This window comes from Mesorhizobium sp. ORM8.1 (genome assembly GCF_053005525.2).
Window position 1 is genome coordinate 829,067 of sequence record NZ_CM132600.1, and the last position, 16,440, is coordinate 845,506.

The window sequence follows — 16,440 nt, forward strand, 5'->3', positions numbered from 1 at the left end:
GGCAGGCCGGCCGCGTGCCGGCGCGATCCATGGTCCGGGAGCACTGCAGTGACGGCAAGCTTGGAAGCCGGCACCCTGCCAAACGTCATCGCGCATCTCCCAAGCCACCCGGGATACGGGATACAGGGCGATCAGCCGTCAGCCTGTGAGACGCTTCACATCGATTTCCGATTCCTGCGCCGGAGCCAACCGTCTCACCCAGTCCCCGTCCCGGTGCGCACCGCCTCGCGGTCGCTTTCGTCGCGGCGCAGGCGCTCGTCGGAGATCAGCACCACCGGGCACGGGCTGCGCTGCAGGACCGCCGTCGTCGTCTCGCCGAAGATGAGCTCCTCGCCCTGGCGCCGCGCCACCCCCATGACGATCAATGCCGCGTTCCTGCCGGCCTGGCGGGCAATGGCATCGGCGGCGGCGGCCCTTGAGCGGATCGCGGTCTCGATCTCGACGCCATAACGGTCGGCAAGCGCGACGATGTCCTTCAGCACCGCCTCCCGGCGGCGATGCGAGACGGTGTCGCGCGGCTCGTCTCGACCAACGCGGGCGACATAGAGCATCTTGACCGGCGCGCCGGTGACCGCCGCGATGGCCAGAGCCAGCTCGGCGCCGCGGCGGGCAACCGCCGTGCCGTTGACCGGCACCAGGATCTTGCCCGAATCCGGACCAAGCCGGGAATCTGACGGCCGGCCGATGCCGGCTTCAGCACCAGGCAGAGCGGTCCCTCGAAGGCGCTGGCGACCTCGTTCAGCCGATGCGAGAAACCGCCCTTGGCGGTTACCGCGCGGCCGAGACCGACAAGCAGCATGCCATAACCCTTGCGCGCCTCCTTGGCGACCGCCTCCGCCGACAACACGTCATGCTGGCGACGGGTGACCGGCGCCTCGCGGGTGGGCCTCTCGTCGGACTTCCTGGCCGCCTCGCGGCTGTCCTCCGCACCCTTCTCGATCTCGTCGAGATGCAATCCCTCGGTCGGCTCGGCGTCGATCTCGCCGCTCGAATGCAGCACCGTCGTCGGCTTACCGGCGCCGATGACGCCGGCGAGGTAAGCGGCGAAGCGGCCGACGACACCCTCGTCGACCACCACCAGCAGCCGCTCCAGACTGGCGACGAAGCCGCGCTGGTCGATCTCCTCGCGCTCAAGCCGCTTCTTCTCCTGCTCGGCCATCGGCAAGCGGCCCAGCGCCCAGCGCAGCGTCGGCGGCATGGCCAGCGTGGTGATGACGGCCATGGTGACGATCATGGTGAAGAGGTTGTGCGACAGCACGCCCATCGACAGGCCGATCGAAGCGACGATCACTTCCGTGGAACCACGCGCGTTCATGCCGCAGCCGACCGCGATGCCTTCGGCGCGGCTCATGCAGGCGACCTCGGCGCCGATGAAGGCGCCGCCGAACTTGCCGATCGAGGCAATCACCACCAGCGCAACGGTAAGCAGCGCCAACTGCGGATCGATCAGAACGGTGAGATCGGCCGACAGGCCGGCGACGCCGAAGAACACCGGCATGAAGAGGGCCGTAATAATTCCACGCAATTGCCCTTCGATGTGGCGCGACAGGATCGGCGATTCACCGACCAATATACCGGCGACGAAGGCGCCGAGCACGGTGTGGACGCCGATCAGGTCGGTGATCAAGGCCATGGCGCCCATGATGGCGAGGATGACGGTGACGACCGCATATTCGGAACGGAAGGTGTCGTTGGTCCAGCGGATGGCGTCGAAGACGATGCGGCGCCCGAGCGTGAAGGAAAACGCCATGAAGGCGGCAACGCCGAGGACAATGAAGGCCAGGCTGCCGACGGCGATATGCCCTTTGCTGGCGATGCCGATGGTGATGGCGATGATGACCCAGCCGATGGTGTCCTCGATGATGGCCGAGGAGACGATAACCTGGCCGAGGTCGCGGCGCATGAAATTCATGTCGCGCACCACCATGGCGACGATCTTGACCGAGGAAATGGAGAGCGCCGTGCCGAGGAACAGCCCGGCAACGATGCGCTCGCTGCCGGCCGCAAGCAGCGCGTCGGGCATGAACTGCGCGGCAATGAAGCCGAGCACGAAAGGCACCGCGACGCCGGCGGCGGAGATCGAAAAGCAGGCGCGGCCGACGCGGCGCACGAGCCTGAGGTCCGTTTCCATGCCGGTGAGCAGCAGGAGCATCAGCACGCCCAGCTGGGCGATGGCGTTGATCATCGACTTCTGCGACGGATCGTCGGCAAAGACCAGCCGCTCGGCTGCCGGCCACAACCAGCCGAGCAGCGAGGGCCCGAGCAGGATGCCGCCGATCAACTGGCCCATCACCGCCGGCTGGCCGAGATTTTCCAGTATCTCGCCGATGCCGCGGCCGACGACCAGCAGCAGGATAAGCTCGAGAACGAAAATGCCTTCGGAGGACATGCCGGTCTTTTCGGCGGCGAAGGCGACGACTGGCATCAACAGAAGCGCAATGGCGGCAGAAGCGACCGACCAGCGCCGATTGAGCAGGAAAGGCAAGATGATGCACCCCTCAATTTGAGCATCGCCATAACGGTTTGGAGGGTGGTTCGGTTGCAGGGCGTCGACGCTGCTGATCTCCCCTCTTGAGGGGAGATGCCGCCGAAGGCGACAGAGGGGTCGCCGCGCGTGGAGCGCCACGCACCTTGCCGCAAGGAACAGCGTTAGCGCTCTACGCGCTAGGACCCCCTCTGACCGCTTCGCGGCCATCTCCCCCTCAAGGGGGAGATCATCCGCGCCCCACATCCCTAAAATTCTAATCAAATGCCAGCGCCCTTGTTTGCTTCCCGGTAAATCGACTCGACGATGTTGGCCGCCAGGCGGGGCAATAAGGAGAAGCTAATGAAAAGCGACTTTGCCGCCGCCCATCTGCATCTGGATCGGGCCTGCCACTATCTGCGCGGCGACGATGAAGTGAGCCGCGCTGCCCTTGCCGCGCTCGACCTGGTGATCGAAGCGGTCGCCACGGCGCAATATGCCCGTCCCACCGCCGACGTGGTGCCGTTTTCCCGCCCGTCGAAGGGCCCCTGCCACCCCTTGCATCCTGACTTATCCGCCTGAAAAGGCCGGAACATTCCGGCCGGCCGCACGTTATGAAAGTTGGGGTGTGGCCGGTCGCTCGGCCGGTCACGGCGGCGGGAGGCGCATGGCAGAGGAATGTCCCAGACGAAGGCCGCAAGATCCACCGACGCGGCAAGGTCGACAGAGGCGGCTGTACCGGCAAAATCCAATGAGGCGGCCGCACCGCCGCGCGCTTCCGATACGCTGGCGCTGAAACTCAGCTCCTCCGAATTCACCACCACGCTGTCGCATTTCCACCGCGCCGAGATCGCGCGCATGGCCGGCTGGCGCGACCGGCTCGACCGCACCAGCAACTGGGCGATCACGGTGGTGGCGGCGATGCTTTCGGTGTCGCTGTCGACACCCTCCGCGCATCATGGCGTGCTGCTCTTCGCCATGCTTCTGATCACGCTCTTGTTGTGGATCGAGGCGCGGCGCTATCGCTTCTTCGACGTCTACCGCGCCCGCGTGCGCCAGTTCGAGCGCTATTATTTCGCTCAAGTTTTCTCGCCGCAGCCCGACTACGCCTCCAACTGGCTGGCGATTGTCGGCGAAGGCCTGCGTTCGCCGCGCTTCCTGATTTCGCAACGCGCGGCGCTGATCAGGCGGCTCAGGCGCAATTACATCTTCATGTACACGATCCTGATGCTGGCCTGGGTGCTGAAGATCACCACACCGAGCCTCACGCGCGACGGCTCGCCGCTCGGCTTCGGCGCCTCGCTGGTCGACACGTTCCGCGTGGCGACGCTGGGGCCGATCCCGGGCGTCGTCGTGGTGTGCGGCGTGGCGCTCTGCTATCTCGCGCTCGTTGCCGCCGCCTTCCTGGTGCGCGCCGACGATGGCGAGCTCTCCTTCGGCGACGTGCATGTGTGAGGAAGGAGCAAGGGATCGGACTCCGTCGACGCCGCGACTTCTATCCCCTGCTCCCCTCAGTTCATCGAAAACGCCGTCCGGAATTCCTGCGTGGTGTTGCGAGCGGGATAGGGCTCGTCCGGCACGTGAACGCCGAGATGGGCGCAAAGCGGGTCCCAGCCGTCGCCGAGCTTGTGGATCAGAAGGCGCTCCGCCGGCACGGTGTTCAGCACGGCGTCGACATTGGCCTCGTAGACGGCGATCGCATGAGCGCGATCCTGCGGGCGGCCGCCGAAGACCTGCTTGGTGAGAAGGGCAATGCCCAGCGAGTCCTGGTCCTTGCTGTCGGCGATGCCCGGCAGGATGGTCTTTTGGAAACTCTCCCACCAGCTTTCGGGCGAGCGCCAGGTAAGGATGACGCGTGCTTGGCGGTAGGTTTCGACCAACTCACGCCAGTAATGCGCCGAGGGCCAGTCGACGCAGGATTTGTAACCGGCAAAGAGCCTCTCCCAATCGGGTGCGGCGCCCTTGGCCAGCGCCCGCCAAAGCAGCTTCTGCTGCGCATCCGCCATCACCTCCGACATATGATGGCAAGGACCGAAACCAAGCATGTTCAGCGCCTCGCGCATCGAATCCGTGCCGGTTCGGCCGAAGCCGGTTCCTATCACTGTGAGCGACATCTCCCCTCTCCACCTTCCCCTCGTCAAATGGCCGCGGTCAACCTCCCTGGACCAGGAGCTGCAAGCGGTTGCCCTCCGGATCAGCAGTCGAAACCACGTCGCCATCCCTTTTCGCTGGCACGTTGGCCGCTTCGAGCCTGCGCTCCACGGCGGCAAGCTCCTGTGCGGAACCAAGCTCGATGGTAAAATGGTCGAGGCCGGCGGCATTCGGCGGCGGCTCGCGCAGCTCATCGCGCGCCCAGATATTGAAGGCGATCATATGCGCGCGGCGCTGGGTGCCGCAGTCGAACATGCCGAAGGTCCGCGACTGGATATGCGGCCGGAAGCCGAGCACGCCGAGATAGAATTCCATCAGCGTCTCCGGGGCGCGGGCGCGCAGGTGGATGTGGCCGATGAAGGCGTCCCGCGCCATCTTCGGCTCGACATGGCCGGAATTGCCGAGATCGCGCAACAGGCCCGATACGTCCAGCGGCTCGAGCCCGGTATGCGAGCTGCCGTCGACGGCGATCAGCGCCACACGGCCGTCGGGCGATACTTGCCGGCGCAGGAAGCGCTCCGGCGTGTCGAAGCATATCTCGATGCCGTTGCCCGACGGGTCGGAGACATAGAGCGATTCCGAAATAAGGTGGTCCTGGGCGCTGTATCGCAAGCCCGACGCCTTGAGGCGGGCAGCCGTGTGCGCGAGGTCGCGGCGGGTCGTGACATGGATGGCGACATGGAAGAGATCGCGCGACTTCTGCGGCAGGGCGACTTCCGCGCCGGCATGGAGCATGATCAGAACCCGGCCGCCGGCACCGAGCTCCACAATGGCATCATCCTCATTGAATAGCGTGAGCCCGAGCGTGCCGCGCCAGACAGTCAAGGCCGCCGGGATGTCGGTCACCCTGAGATGGACCGGCCCGAGACGGGTGGCTTGAGACAGCAATCCTTTTTCCATCGTCGTCTGTCCGATTGCGGTCGGCAAATATATTAGCTCCAGATGATATTTCTGTCTCGCACCAAGTTCGGGTTGACCCCTTCCCGGAGGACGGCGACTATCGCCATATCAGGGCAGTTCAAGCTTTGAATCGCCGGGCCCGGCCAAGCATTTGTTTTTGGAGGAATCGCATGGACGACACCGACCAATGGCGCAACATGGCGAGCGCGCCGCGGGACGGCAGCCGCATCCTGGTGACGGTGCGTTCGTCCGAGCAGGGGCCGGCCGAGGTCGACATGGCCTATTGGGCCCGCGCCGACCAGTTCGGCCCGGAAGGCTGGCGGGCGTCGGACTCTTCGCCCGGCCGCATCGTCGAATATGCCGAGCCGGAGCTCAGATGCTGGATGGCGCTGCCGTCGGCCGGCCGTGCTTCGATGCCGAGCCCGTGGGAAGGCGAGGACGTGCCGCTGGTGGACGGCGACGGGATCTGACGCCGATTTTTCAACTTAGAAGATACGCCATGGACACGGGGCCTGCCCGTGCCCATGGCGAAGCATCTGGTTAGTTGCAGGCCGGCTTGGCGGCGTTGCAGGCGTCGACCAGTTCGGCCGGCGGATCCTTGTGGAAGACGGTCTTGTAGGATTCCAGCACGTTGGACTGCACCACCGGCAGCGACTGCACGCCGACCCAGGCCGGCGTCGGCTGACCGATCAGCGCCTTCATCATGGCAAGCGCCTCGGCGACGCCCTGGTCATAGGGACGCTGCGAGCCGGTCGCCTTGAGCGGACCGCCCTTGGCGATCTCGATGGCCGACTGCAGGCCGAGATCGACAGTGGCGATGGGAATGTCGATGCTCTGCGCGCGCATCGACGACAGCGTGTCCAGCGCTGGCTGGTCCCAGACCGCGAAGATGCCCTTGACGTCGGGATTGCCGGTGAGGAAGTCGCCGGCGATCTGCGACACTTTCGAAGGATCGGTGAAGTCGACCTGCTTCATGACGATGTCGGGCCGGTTCTTCTTCATCCACTCGCTGACGCCCTTGGTGCGCTCGTTGGTGGAGAAATAGTCGACGCCGAAATTGACCAGCCCGATCGTGCCGCCCTTGGGCATGCAAGACGCCAGGATAGTCGCCGCAATCTGGCCGTTGCCCTGGCTGTCGGCCGAGATCATCGAGGCAAAATCCTTTGGCGATGAGAGGCCAACCGGGATAGAGTCCATGAACACCAGCTTGATGCCGGCCTCACCCACCTTCTTGTAGGTCGGCGCCGTCGCGGTGAAGTCGACCGGGATGGAAATGATGCCGTCCGGGTGCTGCTGGATGGTGTTCTCGATATCGGCGATCTGCTTGTCGACCTGATATTCGGCTGACGCCACGCCGGTAACGGCGACGCCATATTTGGCCAGCGTCTCGCTGATACCCGCCACTTGCAGCTGCGACCAGTCGAGGTTCACCGTCTGCATGGAGATGCCGACCTTGAACTTGCCGGCCTTGACCTTGGCGGCCTCGTCGTCGGTCAGTTTCAACTCATCGGGCGAGGCTGCCTTCTCGCCATGCGGGCCCTGCCCGACGATGCCTTTCGGCCCGAGCGTCGCCAGGTCGACGCTGGTGACGCAACCTGGCGCGGTCTGCGCCATACCGATCGATGTCGAAAGGGTGATCGCGCTGACGGCGATGCCGATAGAACCCAGTGTTGCAAGCTTTCTCATGATTCTCCTCCGTTTGGTTGTTTCACGTCCCTGTTGAATGCTTTGCCGCTCCCCTCGCCCCTACCTCCTTGTGAATGCGACGGCGGCCACGATGATTGCTCCCTTGATGACGAGCTGCAGCGAGGAACTGACGCCGAGCAGCACCAGTCCGTTGTTGAGCGTGCCGATGATCAGGCTGCCGAGCAGTGTGCCGAGCACGAAGCCGCGCCCGCCGAACAGGCTGCAGCCGCCAAGGATGACCGAGGCGATGACATCGAGCTCCATGCCCTGGACGACATCCGGACGCGCGGCGTGCGAGCGCGCCGACAGGATGAGCGAGGCAAGCCCGGCCAGCGTGCCGGTGATGACGAAGGCCAGCGTCGTCACCTGCTTGATGTGGACGCCGGAATAAAGCGCGGCGGTCGGGTTGCCGCCGGCGGCATAGATGCGCCGTCCGTAGACGCTGTAATGCAGGAGCAGGATGCCGGCGACGGTGACAGCCAGCGTCCACAGGATCGGCGCCGGCACGCCGAGCACCGAGCCCTCGCCGAAGATCTTGAAATAATAGTCGTTGGTGATGATCACCGGCTTGGTGTTGGTGACCATCAGCGCCAGCCCGCGCGCGGCGCTCAGCGACCCCAGCGTGACCAGGAAGGACGGGATCTCCAGCCTGGTCGTCAGCAGCCCGTTGATCAGCCCGATCAGCGCGCCCGTCGCCAGGCCGGCCAGCGCGCCGAAGGCCCAGTTGTTGAAGACGAGGCTCATCGCCAGCGAGGCCGCCATGCCCGACAACGCCAGCGTCGAGGCGACCGACAGGTCGATTTGTCTTGCGATGATGACGAAGGTCATGCCGACGGCAATGATGGAGACCAGCGCCGTCTGCCGGCCGATGTTGAGGAAGTTGTCGATCGACAGGAACCATGGCGAGGCCAGGCTGAAGACGACCAGCATGATGACGAAGGCGACATAGAGCATATAGGGCCGCTCGCCCTTGATGAGATGCTGGAGCAGCGAGCGCCCCTGGCTGGCCGGGGCCGGCTGTGCGGCGGTTTGGGTATCGCTCATGCGGCGTGCTCTTCCGAAGTCTGCGAAAGCTGGATCAGATGGTGGAGTTCCTCGGCGCTGCCGATTTCGGCGCGCGCGACCGTGCTCACGATGCGGCCATCGACGACGATCGAGACACGGTCGCAAAGCTGCACCAGTTCAGGCAGGTCGGACGAGACCATCAGCACGCCGCTGCCAGCGGCGGCGGCGGCGCGGATGACGCCGTAGATCTCCTCGCGCGCGCCGACATCGACGCCGACCGTCGGCTCGTCGAGCAGAAGCACGCGTGGCACCGGCTGGTTCCATTTGCCGAACACCACCTTCTGCTGGTTGCCGCCGGACAGGTTCTTGACCGCGGTCGAAGCGTTCGGCGCGCGCACGCGCAGACGCTGCATGGCGCTGTCGGCCTGCTCGGCCGCCGGCCGCCGCTCCAGCCATCCCATACGCGAGAAATGCGGCAGCCTGGGCAGCGTCAGGTTGCGCTCGATCGAATGCTCGAGCACCAGGCCCTGCACCTGCCTGTCTTCCGGCACCAGCGCGATGCCGCGCGCGATCGCCGCCGCCGGATCGACGCCCTTGAGCGACTTGCCGTCGAGGCTCACCTGCCCCATCAAGACCGGCCGCAGGCCGAAGATCGTCTGCAGGATTTCCGTACGGCCGCTGCCGATCAGGCCGGCGAGCCCATGGATCTCGCCGGCGCGCACTTCGAGTTCGGCGCGGTCGAGGCGGTCGTTGGAAACGCCGCTCAGCCGCAGCACCGTTTCGCGCGGCTGAAGTGACGGGGCGGTATCGCCGGCTTCAGCCACCGGCGCCTTCAGCACCGCATGGTCCGGCCCGACGATCGCGCCGACAAGCTGGCGCATGTTGGTGTCGGCGGTGACGAAGGTGCCGGCGTTCTGCCCGTCGCGGAAGACGGTGACGCGGTTGGAGATGCGGAACACCTCGTTCAGCCTGTGGGTGACGTAGATGACGCCGACGCCGCGCGCGGCCGCCTTGCGGATCGCGTCGAATAGGATGCGCTCTTCATCGTCGGTCAGCGCCGATGTCGGCTCGTCGAGGATCAGCAGACGTACATCGCCCATCAGCGCCTTGCAGATCTCGGTCATCTGCCGGTAGGCGAAGGGCAGCGAGCCGACCATGGCGCGCGCGTCGAGCGCGATGTTTTGCGCGCGCAGGAAATTTTGCGCCTGGGTGAGCAATTGCCGCTTGCGCAGGAAGCCGAAGCGGTTGCGCGGTTCGCGGCCGAGCAAAAGATTGTCGGCCACCGACAGCGATTCCACCAGGCTCAGATCCTGATAGACCACGGCGACGCCGGCCTCGCGCGATTGCGCCGGCGAGGAGAAACTGGCGGGCTTGCCGTCGATCTCGATCAAGCCGCCGTCATGGCCCTGCACGCCGCTCAGTATCTTGATCAGCGTCGACTTGCCGGCGCCGTTCTCGCCGAGCAGCGCATGCACCTCGCCGGGCAGCACGGAGAGGTCGACACCGCGCAGCGCAATGACGCCGCCGAAGCGCTTGCGAACACCTTCGACGCGAAGCAAGGGAGCCGCGGGCAATAGCGAAGTCGAACCCGGTTCGGTCATGAGGCCCGTGTTTCCTCCTCCGGCGCCCCGGCACGCCGACTCTACCCCTTGAGACTTTTCTTACTTTTTTTGTGACTTTTCCATCAGCCCGGCGAAATGTCAAATCGCGATCGCGCCTCAAAGAGCGTCCGGCGCTACCTCGCCATGCTCGGTGATGATGGCGTCGAAGGCGCCGACCGGCGCGAAGTAGGCACGCTTGAGCTTGCCGAATTTGCTGGAGTCGGCGACGAGGAAATTCTCGCGCGCCAGCCCCATCACCTTCTGCTTGACCACCGCCTCGTGGAAATGCTCGCAGGTCGCGCCGCGCTCGGCATCGATGCCGGCGGCCGACAGGAAGGCGGCGTTGATGCCGACAGTGCTCAGGATGTCGAAGTCATGCGTGCCGGAAAACGAGGCCGATGCGGGATGGTAGACGCCGCCCAGCATGATGGTGGTGACATTGGCCTTGCGGGTCAGGCGTTCCGCCACGTTCATGGCGTAACATATTGCGGTTATTTGATAATTATCCGGCAAAAGGTCGACGAGATGAACCAGCGTCGTGCCGCAATCGATGAAGATCGTCTCGTCGGGACGGATCCTGCGCACCGCGTTGAGGCATGCCGCGCGCTTGGCCGCGGCATGGCTGTCGGCCGCTGTCGCCAACTCGTAAGGGACATCGGCATCGATCTCGGCCGCTGCCAGTATATGGCCGCCGAGATAGGCGATCTGGTCCTGGTTGGTGGCGATGTCGCGGCGCACCGTCATTTCGGAAACACCAAGCAGGCTTGCGGCCTCGCTGAGATGGATGACACGCCTCTCCGACAGCAAGTGCATCAACCTTGCCGTCCTCTCCGCCTTGCGAGCTGTCATTCACCGGGCCTGTCGATCACATTAAAATGTGAGGAATGTAACAGGTCGCGTGACCGGCATGCAAGCCGGGGGGATGAATGGCGGTTCAGTTCGAGGAGGTGAGCGACGCCGAAGCCGCCATTTTCCCTCCTCCGCATGGTGGATTGGCCGTCGCGGCCGCCCTCGCATGATGCGCGGCCCTTATTTAGTTAATGCTAATTGACAGTCAGATGGAAACGGCGCTGAGTGGCGTCCGCGTAGATTGCGGACGGGCGATCTCGGACCCGTCGGACGTCACCTCGGGAGGGTCTGAAATGCCAACGGTCATCGGCCATCACAACATCACCAAAGGCGCCAAGCACTGGCTCAACTCGCCGAAGCGCAAGGAGATTTGCGGCGCGCTCGGGATCACCAATATGCGCACCTTCGTCGATCCGCGCGACCCGACGCGTGTGGCGCTGATGATGGACGTTCCAGACATGGACAAGCTTGCGGCCCTGATGCAGAGCAAGCAAGCAGCCGATGCCATGGCGTTCGACGGCGTGGTACCTGAATCGCTGGTGATCCTGGTGGAAGAGAAGGGATAGTTGGCGACCTGGTCCTTCTCCTCCGTGGAGAAATGAATCAGCGCGCCGAAGCTGCCAATCTCCCCGCAGGGGGCTTGGCAGCTCAATCCTTCAGAACAAAAACGCCGCCGTGGCCGGGTCCGGCCCCGTCCTGCCGTCACGCGCGTCCATGCCGCGGATGGTCTGCATGTCGTCGCCATCCAGTTCGAAATCGAACACATCGAAATTGCCGGCGATGCGCTCCTGGTGGACCGATTTCGGGATGACGACCAGTCCTTCCTGCAAGTGCCAGCGGATGATGACTTGCGCCACCGACTTGCCGTGCTTCTTGCCGATCTTTTCCAGCGTCGGATCGGCAAGCAGCCGGCCGCTGCCCAGCGGGCTCCAGCTTTCGATATGGATGTTGTGCTGCTTGTGGAAATCGCGCTTGTCGCGCTGCTGGAAGCGCGGATGCAATTCGATCTGGTTGACCACCGGCGTCACACCGGTCTCGCCGATGATGCGCTCCAGATGGTTCTGGTTGAAGTTCGACACGCCGACCGACTTGATGCGACCGGCCTTCTGCAATTCGACCAGCGCCTTCCAGGCCTCGACATATTTGTTCTGGCTGGGCACCGGCCAGTGGATGAGGAAGAGGTCGATCCGGTCGATGCCGAGTTTCTGCATCGTGTCGTCGAAGGCACGCAGCGCCGCGTCGCGCTGATGCGCGCCATTGCGCAGTTTCGAGGTGATGAAGAGCCCGCTCCTCGGCACGCCGGCGGAACGGATCGCCTCGCCGACGCCTTCCTCGTTGCGATAACCCTCGGCGGTGTCGATCAGCCGGTAGCCGGCCTCGATGCCCCAGCGCACCACCTTGGCCGTGATGTCCGCATCGACCTGCCACACGCCGAGCCCGATCTGCGGGATGGTGGCGCCGTCGTTCAATGTCAGCTGTTCAGGCATGGGGGGTTCCTTATGCGAGGTGGGTGGAGCCGTCTATGTAGGCTGCATGGCGGATAATGCGAGGGTGACGGCGAAGACGGTGGCGCGACGTCGAAGCTGCTGATCTCCCCCTCGTGGGGGAGATGTCCGGCAGGACAGAGGGGGCGCTGTCCCGCCAGCATCTCAACTCGGTCCAGCCAATCCCGATGCAATGACAATATGCTGACAGACATTGTCGATGTCGCGAATGACATCGTCATTCCAGAAACGCAGGACGATCCAGCCGTCCTGCTCAAGGCGCTCGGTCCGAAGCCTGTCGATCTCCAAAAGATGGGTGTCGCCGTGCTGTGACCCGTCTACTTCGACGACCAGCTTCATCTGTGGGCAAGCGAAGTCGACTATATATCCCGCGACCGGAAATTGCCTGCGAAAGCCCAAACCCATCAGCCGGTGGGCACGAAGCTCGTTCCACAATTTCAGCTCCGCGCTGGTCATGACCTTGCGCATCGATTTGGCGTTGTCACGATGTCGAGGCGGCAGAGGTGTATGCGGCATGGTCGCAACTAGGCTGAGGTTGTCCCGGCAACGCTTCTACTCTACGGCGCCCCCCTCTGTCCTGCCGGACATCTCCCCCACGAGGGGCAGGGCTGTCCGGGGAAAGTTTTGAGTGAATCGAAATGCCGCATGTGCATGCCCCGTAAAACGGGGTTTGTCCGTCTTTTCTCTGGTTGTCGAGACTCAGAAAAGGAACGGGGCATGCGCTTTGCACCTAGCATCTTCGGGCAGCTTCTTGAAGCCGTCGATCGCCGTCAATTCCAGGCAATTGTGGATCGCCACGACGGGGATGCCTACGACAAATCGTTCAGGAGCTGGGATCATCTGGTGGTGCTGATCTATGCCCAGTTCTGCGGCAGCAGCGGTCTGCGCGGCCTGGAGGCCGGCTGGAACGCCAACCGCCAGCACCATTACCACCTGGGCAGCGGTCCGCTGATGCGTTCGACCTTGTCGGACGCCAACAGACGGCGTCCGGTCGCCATCTTTGCCGAGGCCTTCAGCCTTGTGGCGGGCCTGCTCGACCGACAGACGCGGCAAGAGGGCCAAGACATGCTGCGGCTGATCGACTCGACCCCCATTCCACTCGGCAAGCTGTGCGACTGGGCCAAGTCGAACGGCCGCATCCGCGGCATGAAGGTGCATGTCGTCTATGACCCGAAGGCCGACCATCCGCGCGTCCTCGACATCACCGACGCCAACGTCAACGACGCCCAGATCGGCCGCCGGATCACCATCGAACCCGCGGCGACCTATGTGTTCGACAAGGGCTATTGCCACTATGGCTGGTGGACGGCGATCGCCGAGGCCGGGTCGGTCTTCGTGACGCGGCCCAAGACCAACATGGGGCTGGCGCAGGTGTGCAATCGCCCCATAGCCGAGCCGCAGGGCGACGGCTTCCTGGTCCTGGAAGACAGTGAGGTGAGCCTGGTCAGCAAGGGCGTTTGCAAGCTGCCGATGCGCCTGCGGCGCCTGCGCATTCAGCGCGAGCAGGGCGACACCATCATGCTTTTGACCAACGACCTGGAGCGCTCCGCAGTCGAGATCGGGCAGCTCTACAAAGGCCGCTGGCAAATCGAGCTTCTGTTCCGCTGGATCAAGCAGCACCTCAATATCCGCAAGTTCCTGGGCAATAACGCCAATGCAATCCGCCTGCAGCTCTTCGCGGCAATGATGGCCTATGCACTGCTGCGCATCGTCGCGCGCACCCGCTGCGTCGCCATTCCAATCCTGAGGTTCACAGAGATGGTCGCCCAATACTTGTTCGGGCGGCGAAAAATACACGCCATCGACAAGCCGCCGCCGGTCAATCCGAGCCGACCAAGAGACCGATCCTCCCCCAATCAGATGGCCTTCATATATGAATAACTTTCCCCGGACAGCCCTGCACGAGGGGGGAGAGGTTGTGTGCGTCAAGTTCTGCAAATTGGGGCGGCCACGATGCTGGTCATGCGGCTTGGCGCAGAGCGAGCTTCTTGTGCTCGCGCAGGTCGTCCATGTTGATGTAGCGGTTGGCCTCCATCCAGTTTTCGTTGGTCTCGACAGCCAAGGCCCTGACGAGGCGCAGGCAGCTTTCGGCGTTGGGGAAGATGCGCACGACATAGGTGCGCCGGCGGATTTCCTCGTTGAGCCGTTCGAGCATGTTGGTGGACTTGAGATGCTTGTGGTGCTGTCTCGGCAGCCTGAAGAAGGTCAGGGTCTGTTCGATGGCATCCTCGGCCCAGCCTGTCAGGCGCGGATAACGAGGCGACCATTTGGCGAGCCATGCGGCGAGATCGGCCTTGGCCTCAGCGAGATCGCGCCGGTCGTAGAGCCAGCGCAGTTCCTGCAGACAGTCGTCGCCGTGCTTGCGCGGCAGATGATCGAGCGCGTTCCTGAGGAAGTGGACGTAGCAGCGTTGCCATGCCGCTTCCGGGATCACCTCACCGATCGCCGCCACGAGGCCGGCATGGTCGTCGGAGACGACCAGCTCGACACCCTTGAGGCCGCGCGCCTTCAGCGAGACGAGAAAGTCTTTCCAGGCCGAACGGCTCTCGCGATTGGCCATCTCCACAGCCAGGATCTGGCGCCTTCCGTCCCAGTCGATGCCGACAGCGATCAGCACCGCCTGGCTCATGACGACGCCGGCTTCACGCACCTTCTCATAGCGCGCGTCGAGGATGAGGTAAGGGAACGGCTCTTGAAGGGGGCGCCTGGCAAAGGCAGCGAGGCTCTCGTCCAGCCGCTTGTTGATGGCCGAGATCGACGAGGCCGAAAACGCATGACCGCACAGCTCCTCGGTGATCGCCTTCACCTTCCTGGTCGACACACCCTGCACATACATCTCGGCCAGCGTCGCCACCAAGGCTCGCTCCGAACGCTGGTAGCGCTCGAACAATTCGGTCGAGAAGCGCCCCGAGCGGTCCTGCGGAACCCGCAGCTCAAGCTTGCCGACACGCGTGACAAGGGTGCGGCCATAGTAGCCCGAGCGGTAGCCCAGCCGCTCCGGCGTGCGTTCGCTTTTCGAAGCACCAAGCGCCTCGTCCATCTCGGCCTCGAGCACCTCCTGCATCACCGCGCGGATCACTTCGTGCAGTCCATCCGGGTTCGAAAGCAGAATGTCTTTGACGGCAGCGCTGGCGGTCTTACTTTCAATCTTGGTCATGGTGGCGTTCCTTCGCGGGAATCGGTGACGTGAACAATCACCAGCCTGCCATGACCGCCCCCTCTCAGCGAATTTGCAGAACTCTCAGCACACTACCGGGGGAGATCAGCAGCTTCGACGCCTCGCCCTTCTCCACACCAACACTTTACGGCGCCCCTGGGCGTTGCCGACGATCGTCCGGCCGCCGGCAAGGCGCTTCGCCATTTCGGCACGGAGACGCTGGAAGGCGGCGTGGTGTGGCTGCGCTATAAAGTGGAGGCGGTTGGGAAGTAAGGCCAAGGCGCCTCGCGGTGCCTTTCGACGGACCAGCTGGCTAGCCCTTCGCGCCGAACCGCAACCCATCCATCAGCAGCTTGACCAGCCGCCCTGACCGGTCGCGCCAGTCGGGTGTGTTGGGGGCGGAGTAGATGCCGCCGAGCGCGTGCATGACATCCGAGGCGTCGACATCGGCGCGGATTTTTCCCGAGGCGGCGGCCGCGTCGATCAGGTTGCGCATCGCGCCGGAAACACGGCCCGACGTGTCGGAGAACAGCGTCGAGTTTGTGGTGAGCAGAAGCCGCAGGCTGGTGGCCAGGCCACGCTTGGTGGCGATGTAGTCGACGAAGCGCTGCATCCACAGCTCCAGTGCGACGTCGGCCGGATGCTCACGCGCGAGTTCTTCGGCGGCGTGGCACAGGCCCTCGACCTCGCGGCGATAGACCACCTCGACCAGATGCTCGCGGGTCGGGAAATGACGGTAGAGCGTGCCGATGCCGACCCCTGCCCGCTTGGCGATCTCTTCCAGCGAAGCATCAACGCCGTCGGCGGCAAAGGTCTGCGCCGCTACCTCGACAAGCTTGTCGCGGTTGCGCTGCGCGTCGACGCGCAATTGCTTTGGCGCCGACGCTTCGCGCGTCGCCTCGGCGGTCATTTCCTGGTCGGACACTTTTTTCTCCACCAACGCAATATGGGGGCTTGAACCATCGCTGGCCAGACCCCAGTTAAATAAACGGAGGCACCTCCGCTTAAGTGGAGTGGTTCCATCGTATAACCAGGGGAAGCGGAATGTCACGTAGAGAAGGACGGAAAGCTGTCCCTGCCCGCTGGAGTGCGGCGCCTTTCGCGACGTCCGCGAATAACGGC

The 16,440-nt window shown here is 64.1% G+C and carries 17 protein-coding genes; 5 read left to right on the forward strand and 12 right to left on the reverse strand.

The window, feature by feature from the left end; translation table 11 throughout:
* Nucleotides 1–194: 194 nt before the first annotated feature.
* Together ACVDG8_RS04310 and ACVDG8_RS04315 are read right to left on the reverse strand one after the other, a co-directional pair.
* Nucleotides 195–593, reverse strand: coding sequence for a universal stress protein (locus ACVDG8_RS04310; protein ID WP_455707814.1), 399 nt, complete (start codon nt 591–593; stop codon nt 195–197).
* Entirely contained in the window at nt 476–2,485 is a 2,010-nt protein-coding gene (locus ACVDG8_RS04315) for a cation:proton antiporter (protein WP_455707555.1), read from the reverse strand. The genes ACVDG8_RS04310 and ACVDG8_RS04315 overlap by 118 nt, the downstream gene beginning before the upstream one ends.
* Nucleotides 2,486–2,827: 342 nt before the next feature.
* Between ACVDG8_RS04315 and ACVDG8_RS04320 the strand changes: the two genes are divergently transcribed.
* Complete coding sequence (locus ACVDG8_RS04320) at nt 2,828–3,046, forward strand: hypothetical protein (protein WP_447253588.1); 219 nt, start codon at nt 2,828–2,830, stop codon at nt 3,044–3,046.
* Nucleotides 3,047–3,142: 96 nt separating this feature from the next.
* Nucleotides 3,143–3,919 (forward strand): DUF2270 domain-containing protein, encoded by a 777-nt coding sequence (locus ACVDG8_RS04325; protein WP_447253589.1) that lies wholly within the window; start codon nt 3,143–3,145, stop codon nt 3,917–3,919.
* Nucleotides 3,920–3,975: 56 nt separating this feature from the next.
* Here ACVDG8_RS04325 and ACVDG8_RS04330 read toward each other — a convergent pair whose 3' ends face one another.
* Together ACVDG8_RS04330 and ACVDG8_RS04335 are read right to left on the reverse strand one after the other, a co-directional pair.
* The gene (locus ACVDG8_RS04330; RefSeq protein WP_447253590.1) at nt 3,976–4,578 is read right to left on the reverse strand and encodes a sulfotransferase family protein; all 603 of its coding nucleotides are present in this window, start codon (nt 4,576–4,578) and stop codon (nt 3,976–3,978) included.
* A 37-nt stretch (nt 4,579–4,615) separates the two neighbouring features.
* Nucleotides 4,616–5,542 (reverse strand): VOC family protein, encoded by a 927-nt coding sequence (locus ACVDG8_RS04335; protein WP_447253591.1) that lies wholly within the window; start codon nt 5,540–5,542, stop codon nt 4,616–4,618.
* A 143-nt stretch (nt 5,543–5,685) separates the two neighbouring features.
* Here ACVDG8_RS04335 and ACVDG8_RS04340 point away from each other — a divergent pair, with 143 nt between their 5' ends.
* Entirely contained in the window at nt 5,686–5,985 is a 300-nt protein-coding gene (locus ACVDG8_RS04340) for a hypothetical protein (RefSeq protein WP_447253592.1), read from the forward strand.
* A gap of 70 nt (nt 5,986–6,055) precedes the next feature.
* Here ACVDG8_RS04340 and ACVDG8_RS04345 read toward each other — a convergent pair whose 3' ends face one another.
* The 4 genes from ACVDG8_RS04345 to ACVDG8_RS04360 all read right to left on the reverse strand — a co-directional run bounded on the left by ACVDG8_RS04345 (nt 6,056) and on the right by ACVDG8_RS04360 (nt 10,656).
* On the reverse strand, nt 6,056–7,201 hold the full coding sequence (locus tag ACVDG8_RS04345; protein ID WP_447253593.1) for a substrate-binding domain-containing protein: 1,146 nt from the start codon (nt 7,199–7,201) through the stop codon (nt 6,056–6,058).
* 60 nt (nt 7,202–7,261) lie between these two features.
* Complete coding sequence (locus ACVDG8_RS04350; RefSeq protein ID WP_447253594.1) at nt 7,262–8,245, reverse strand: ABC transporter permease; 984 nt, start codon at nt 8,243–8,245, stop codon at nt 7,262–7,264.
* Nucleotides 8,242–9,807, reverse strand: a complete 1,566-nt coding sequence (locus tag ACVDG8_RS04355; RefSeq protein WP_447253595.1) for a sugar ABC transporter ATP-binding protein — start codon at nt 9,805–9,807, stop codon at nt 8,242–8,244. The genes ACVDG8_RS04350 and ACVDG8_RS04355 overlap by 4 nt, the downstream gene beginning before the upstream one ends.
* Before the next feature lie 117 nt (nt 9,808–9,924).
* Nucleotides 9,925–10,656 carry a DeoR family transcriptional regulator gene (locus ACVDG8_RS04360; RefSeq protein WP_447253596.1) on the reverse strand — a complete coding sequence of 244 codons (732 nt, stop codon included), beginning with the start codon at nt 10,654–10,656 and terminating at the stop codon, nt 9,925–9,927.
* 293 nt (nt 10,657–10,949) lie between these two features.
* On the opposite strand from ACVDG8_RS04360, the gene ACVDG8_RS04365 reads away from it, so the two are divergent.
* Nucleotides 10,950–11,222, forward strand: a complete 273-nt coding sequence (locus ACVDG8_RS04365) for a hypothetical protein (protein WP_447253597.1) — start codon at nt 10,950–10,952, stop codon at nt 11,220–11,222.
* A gap of 90 nt (nt 11,223–11,312) precedes the next feature.
* Here ACVDG8_RS04365 and ACVDG8_RS04370 read toward each other — a convergent pair whose 3' ends face one another.
* Both ACVDG8_RS04370 and ACVDG8_RS04375 read right to left on the reverse strand, forming a co-directional pair.
* Nucleotides 11,313–12,143: an aldo/keto reductase gene (locus tag ACVDG8_RS04370; RefSeq protein ID WP_447253598.1), complete on the reverse strand. Its 831-nt coding sequence runs from the start codon at nt 12,141–12,143 to the stop codon at nt 11,313–11,315.
* Nucleotides 12,144–12,305: 162 nt separating this feature from the next.
* Nucleotides 12,306–12,629 carry an endonuclease domain-containing protein gene (locus tag ACVDG8_RS04375; RefSeq protein WP_455707556.1) on the reverse strand — a complete coding sequence of 108 codons (324 nt, stop codon included), beginning with the start codon at nt 12,627–12,629 and terminating at the stop codon, nt 12,306–12,308.
* A 249-nt stretch (nt 12,630–12,878) separates the two neighbouring features.
* Here ACVDG8_RS04375 and ACVDG8_RS04380 point away from each other — a divergent pair, with 249 nt between their 5' ends.
* The gene (locus ACVDG8_RS04380; RefSeq protein WP_447253600.1) at nt 12,879–14,042 is read left to right on the forward strand and encodes an IS4 family transposase; all 1,164 of its coding nucleotides are present in this window, start codon (nt 12,879–12,881) and stop codon (nt 14,040–14,042) included.
* Between the two features lie 79 nt (nt 14,043–14,121).
* Here ACVDG8_RS04380 and ACVDG8_RS04385 read toward each other — a convergent pair whose 3' ends face one another.
* Both ACVDG8_RS04385 and ACVDG8_RS04390 read right to left on the reverse strand, forming a co-directional pair.
* Nucleotides 14,122–15,318, reverse strand: a complete 1,197-nt coding sequence (locus ACVDG8_RS04385) for an IS256 family transposase (RefSeq protein WP_447253601.1) — start codon at nt 15,316–15,318, stop codon at nt 14,122–14,124.
* Nucleotides 15,319–15,631: 313 nt separating this feature from the next.
* Nucleotides 15,632–16,228 (reverse strand): TetR/AcrR family transcriptional regulator, encoded by a 597-nt coding sequence (locus tag ACVDG8_RS04390; RefSeq protein ID WP_447257226.1) that lies wholly within the window; start codon nt 16,226–16,228, stop codon nt 15,632–15,634.
* Between the last annotated feature and the right edge of the window lie 212 nt (nt 16,229–16,440).

What these genes read in the sequence shown, in the direction of transcription:
- ACVDG8_RS04355 (WP_447253595.1), bottom strand. Translation starts at nt 9,807, where the DNA reads ATGACCGAACCGGGTTCGACTTCGCTATTGCCCGCGGCTCCCTTGCTT.
- ACVDG8_RS04345 (WP_447253593.1), bottom strand. Translation starts at nt 7,201, where the DNA reads ATGAGAAAGCTTGCAACACTGGGTTCTATCGGCATCGCCGTCAGCGCG.
- ACVDG8_RS04360 (WP_447253596.1), bottom strand. Translation starts at nt 10,656, where the DNA reads ATGACAGCTCGCAAGGCGGAGAGGACGGCAAGGTTGATGCACTTGCTG.
- ACVDG8_RS04325 (WP_447253589.1), top strand. Translation starts at nt 3,143, where the DNA reads ATGTCCCAGACGAAGGCCGCAAGATCCACCGACGCGGCAAGGTCGACA.
- ACVDG8_RS04365 (WP_447253597.1), top strand. Translation starts at nt 10,950, where the DNA reads ATGCCAACGGTCATCGGCCATCACAACATCACCAAAGGCGCCAAGCAC.
- ACVDG8_RS04370 (WP_447253598.1), bottom strand. Translation starts at nt 12,143, where the DNA reads ATGCCTGAACAGCTGACATTGAACGACGGCGCCACCATCCCGCAGATC.
- ACVDG8_RS04380 (WP_447253600.1), top strand. Translation starts at nt 12,879, where the DNA reads ATGCGCTTTGCACCTAGCATCTTCGGGCAGCTTCTTGAAGCCGTCGAT.
- ACVDG8_RS04375 (WP_455707556.1), bottom strand. Translation starts at nt 12,629, where the DNA reads ATGCGCAAGGTCATGACCAGCGCGGAGCTGAAATTGTGGAACGAGCTT.
- ACVDG8_RS04350 (WP_447253594.1), bottom strand. Translation starts at nt 8,245, where the DNA reads ATGAGCGATACCCAAACCGCCGCACAGCCGGCCCCGGCCAGCCAGGGG.
- ACVDG8_RS04390 (WP_447257226.1), bottom strand. Translation starts at nt 16,228, where the DNA reads ATGACCGCCGAGGCGACGCGCGAAGCGTCGGCGCCAAAGCAATTGCGC.
- ACVDG8_RS04330 (WP_447253590.1), bottom strand. Translation starts at nt 4,578, where the DNA reads ATGTCGCTCACAGTGATAGGAACCGGCTTCGGCCGAACCGGCACGGAT.
- ACVDG8_RS04385 (WP_447253601.1), bottom strand. Translation starts at nt 15,318, where the DNA reads ATGACCAAGATTGAAAGTAAGACCGCCAGCGCTGCCGTCAAAGACATT.
- ACVDG8_RS04320 (WP_447253588.1), top strand. Translation starts at nt 2,828, where the DNA reads ATGAAAAGCGACTTTGCCGCCGCCCATCTGCATCTGGATCGGGCCTGC.
- ACVDG8_RS04340 (WP_447253592.1), top strand. Translation starts at nt 5,686, where the DNA reads ATGGACGACACCGACCAATGGCGCAACATGGCGAGCGCGCCGCGGGAC.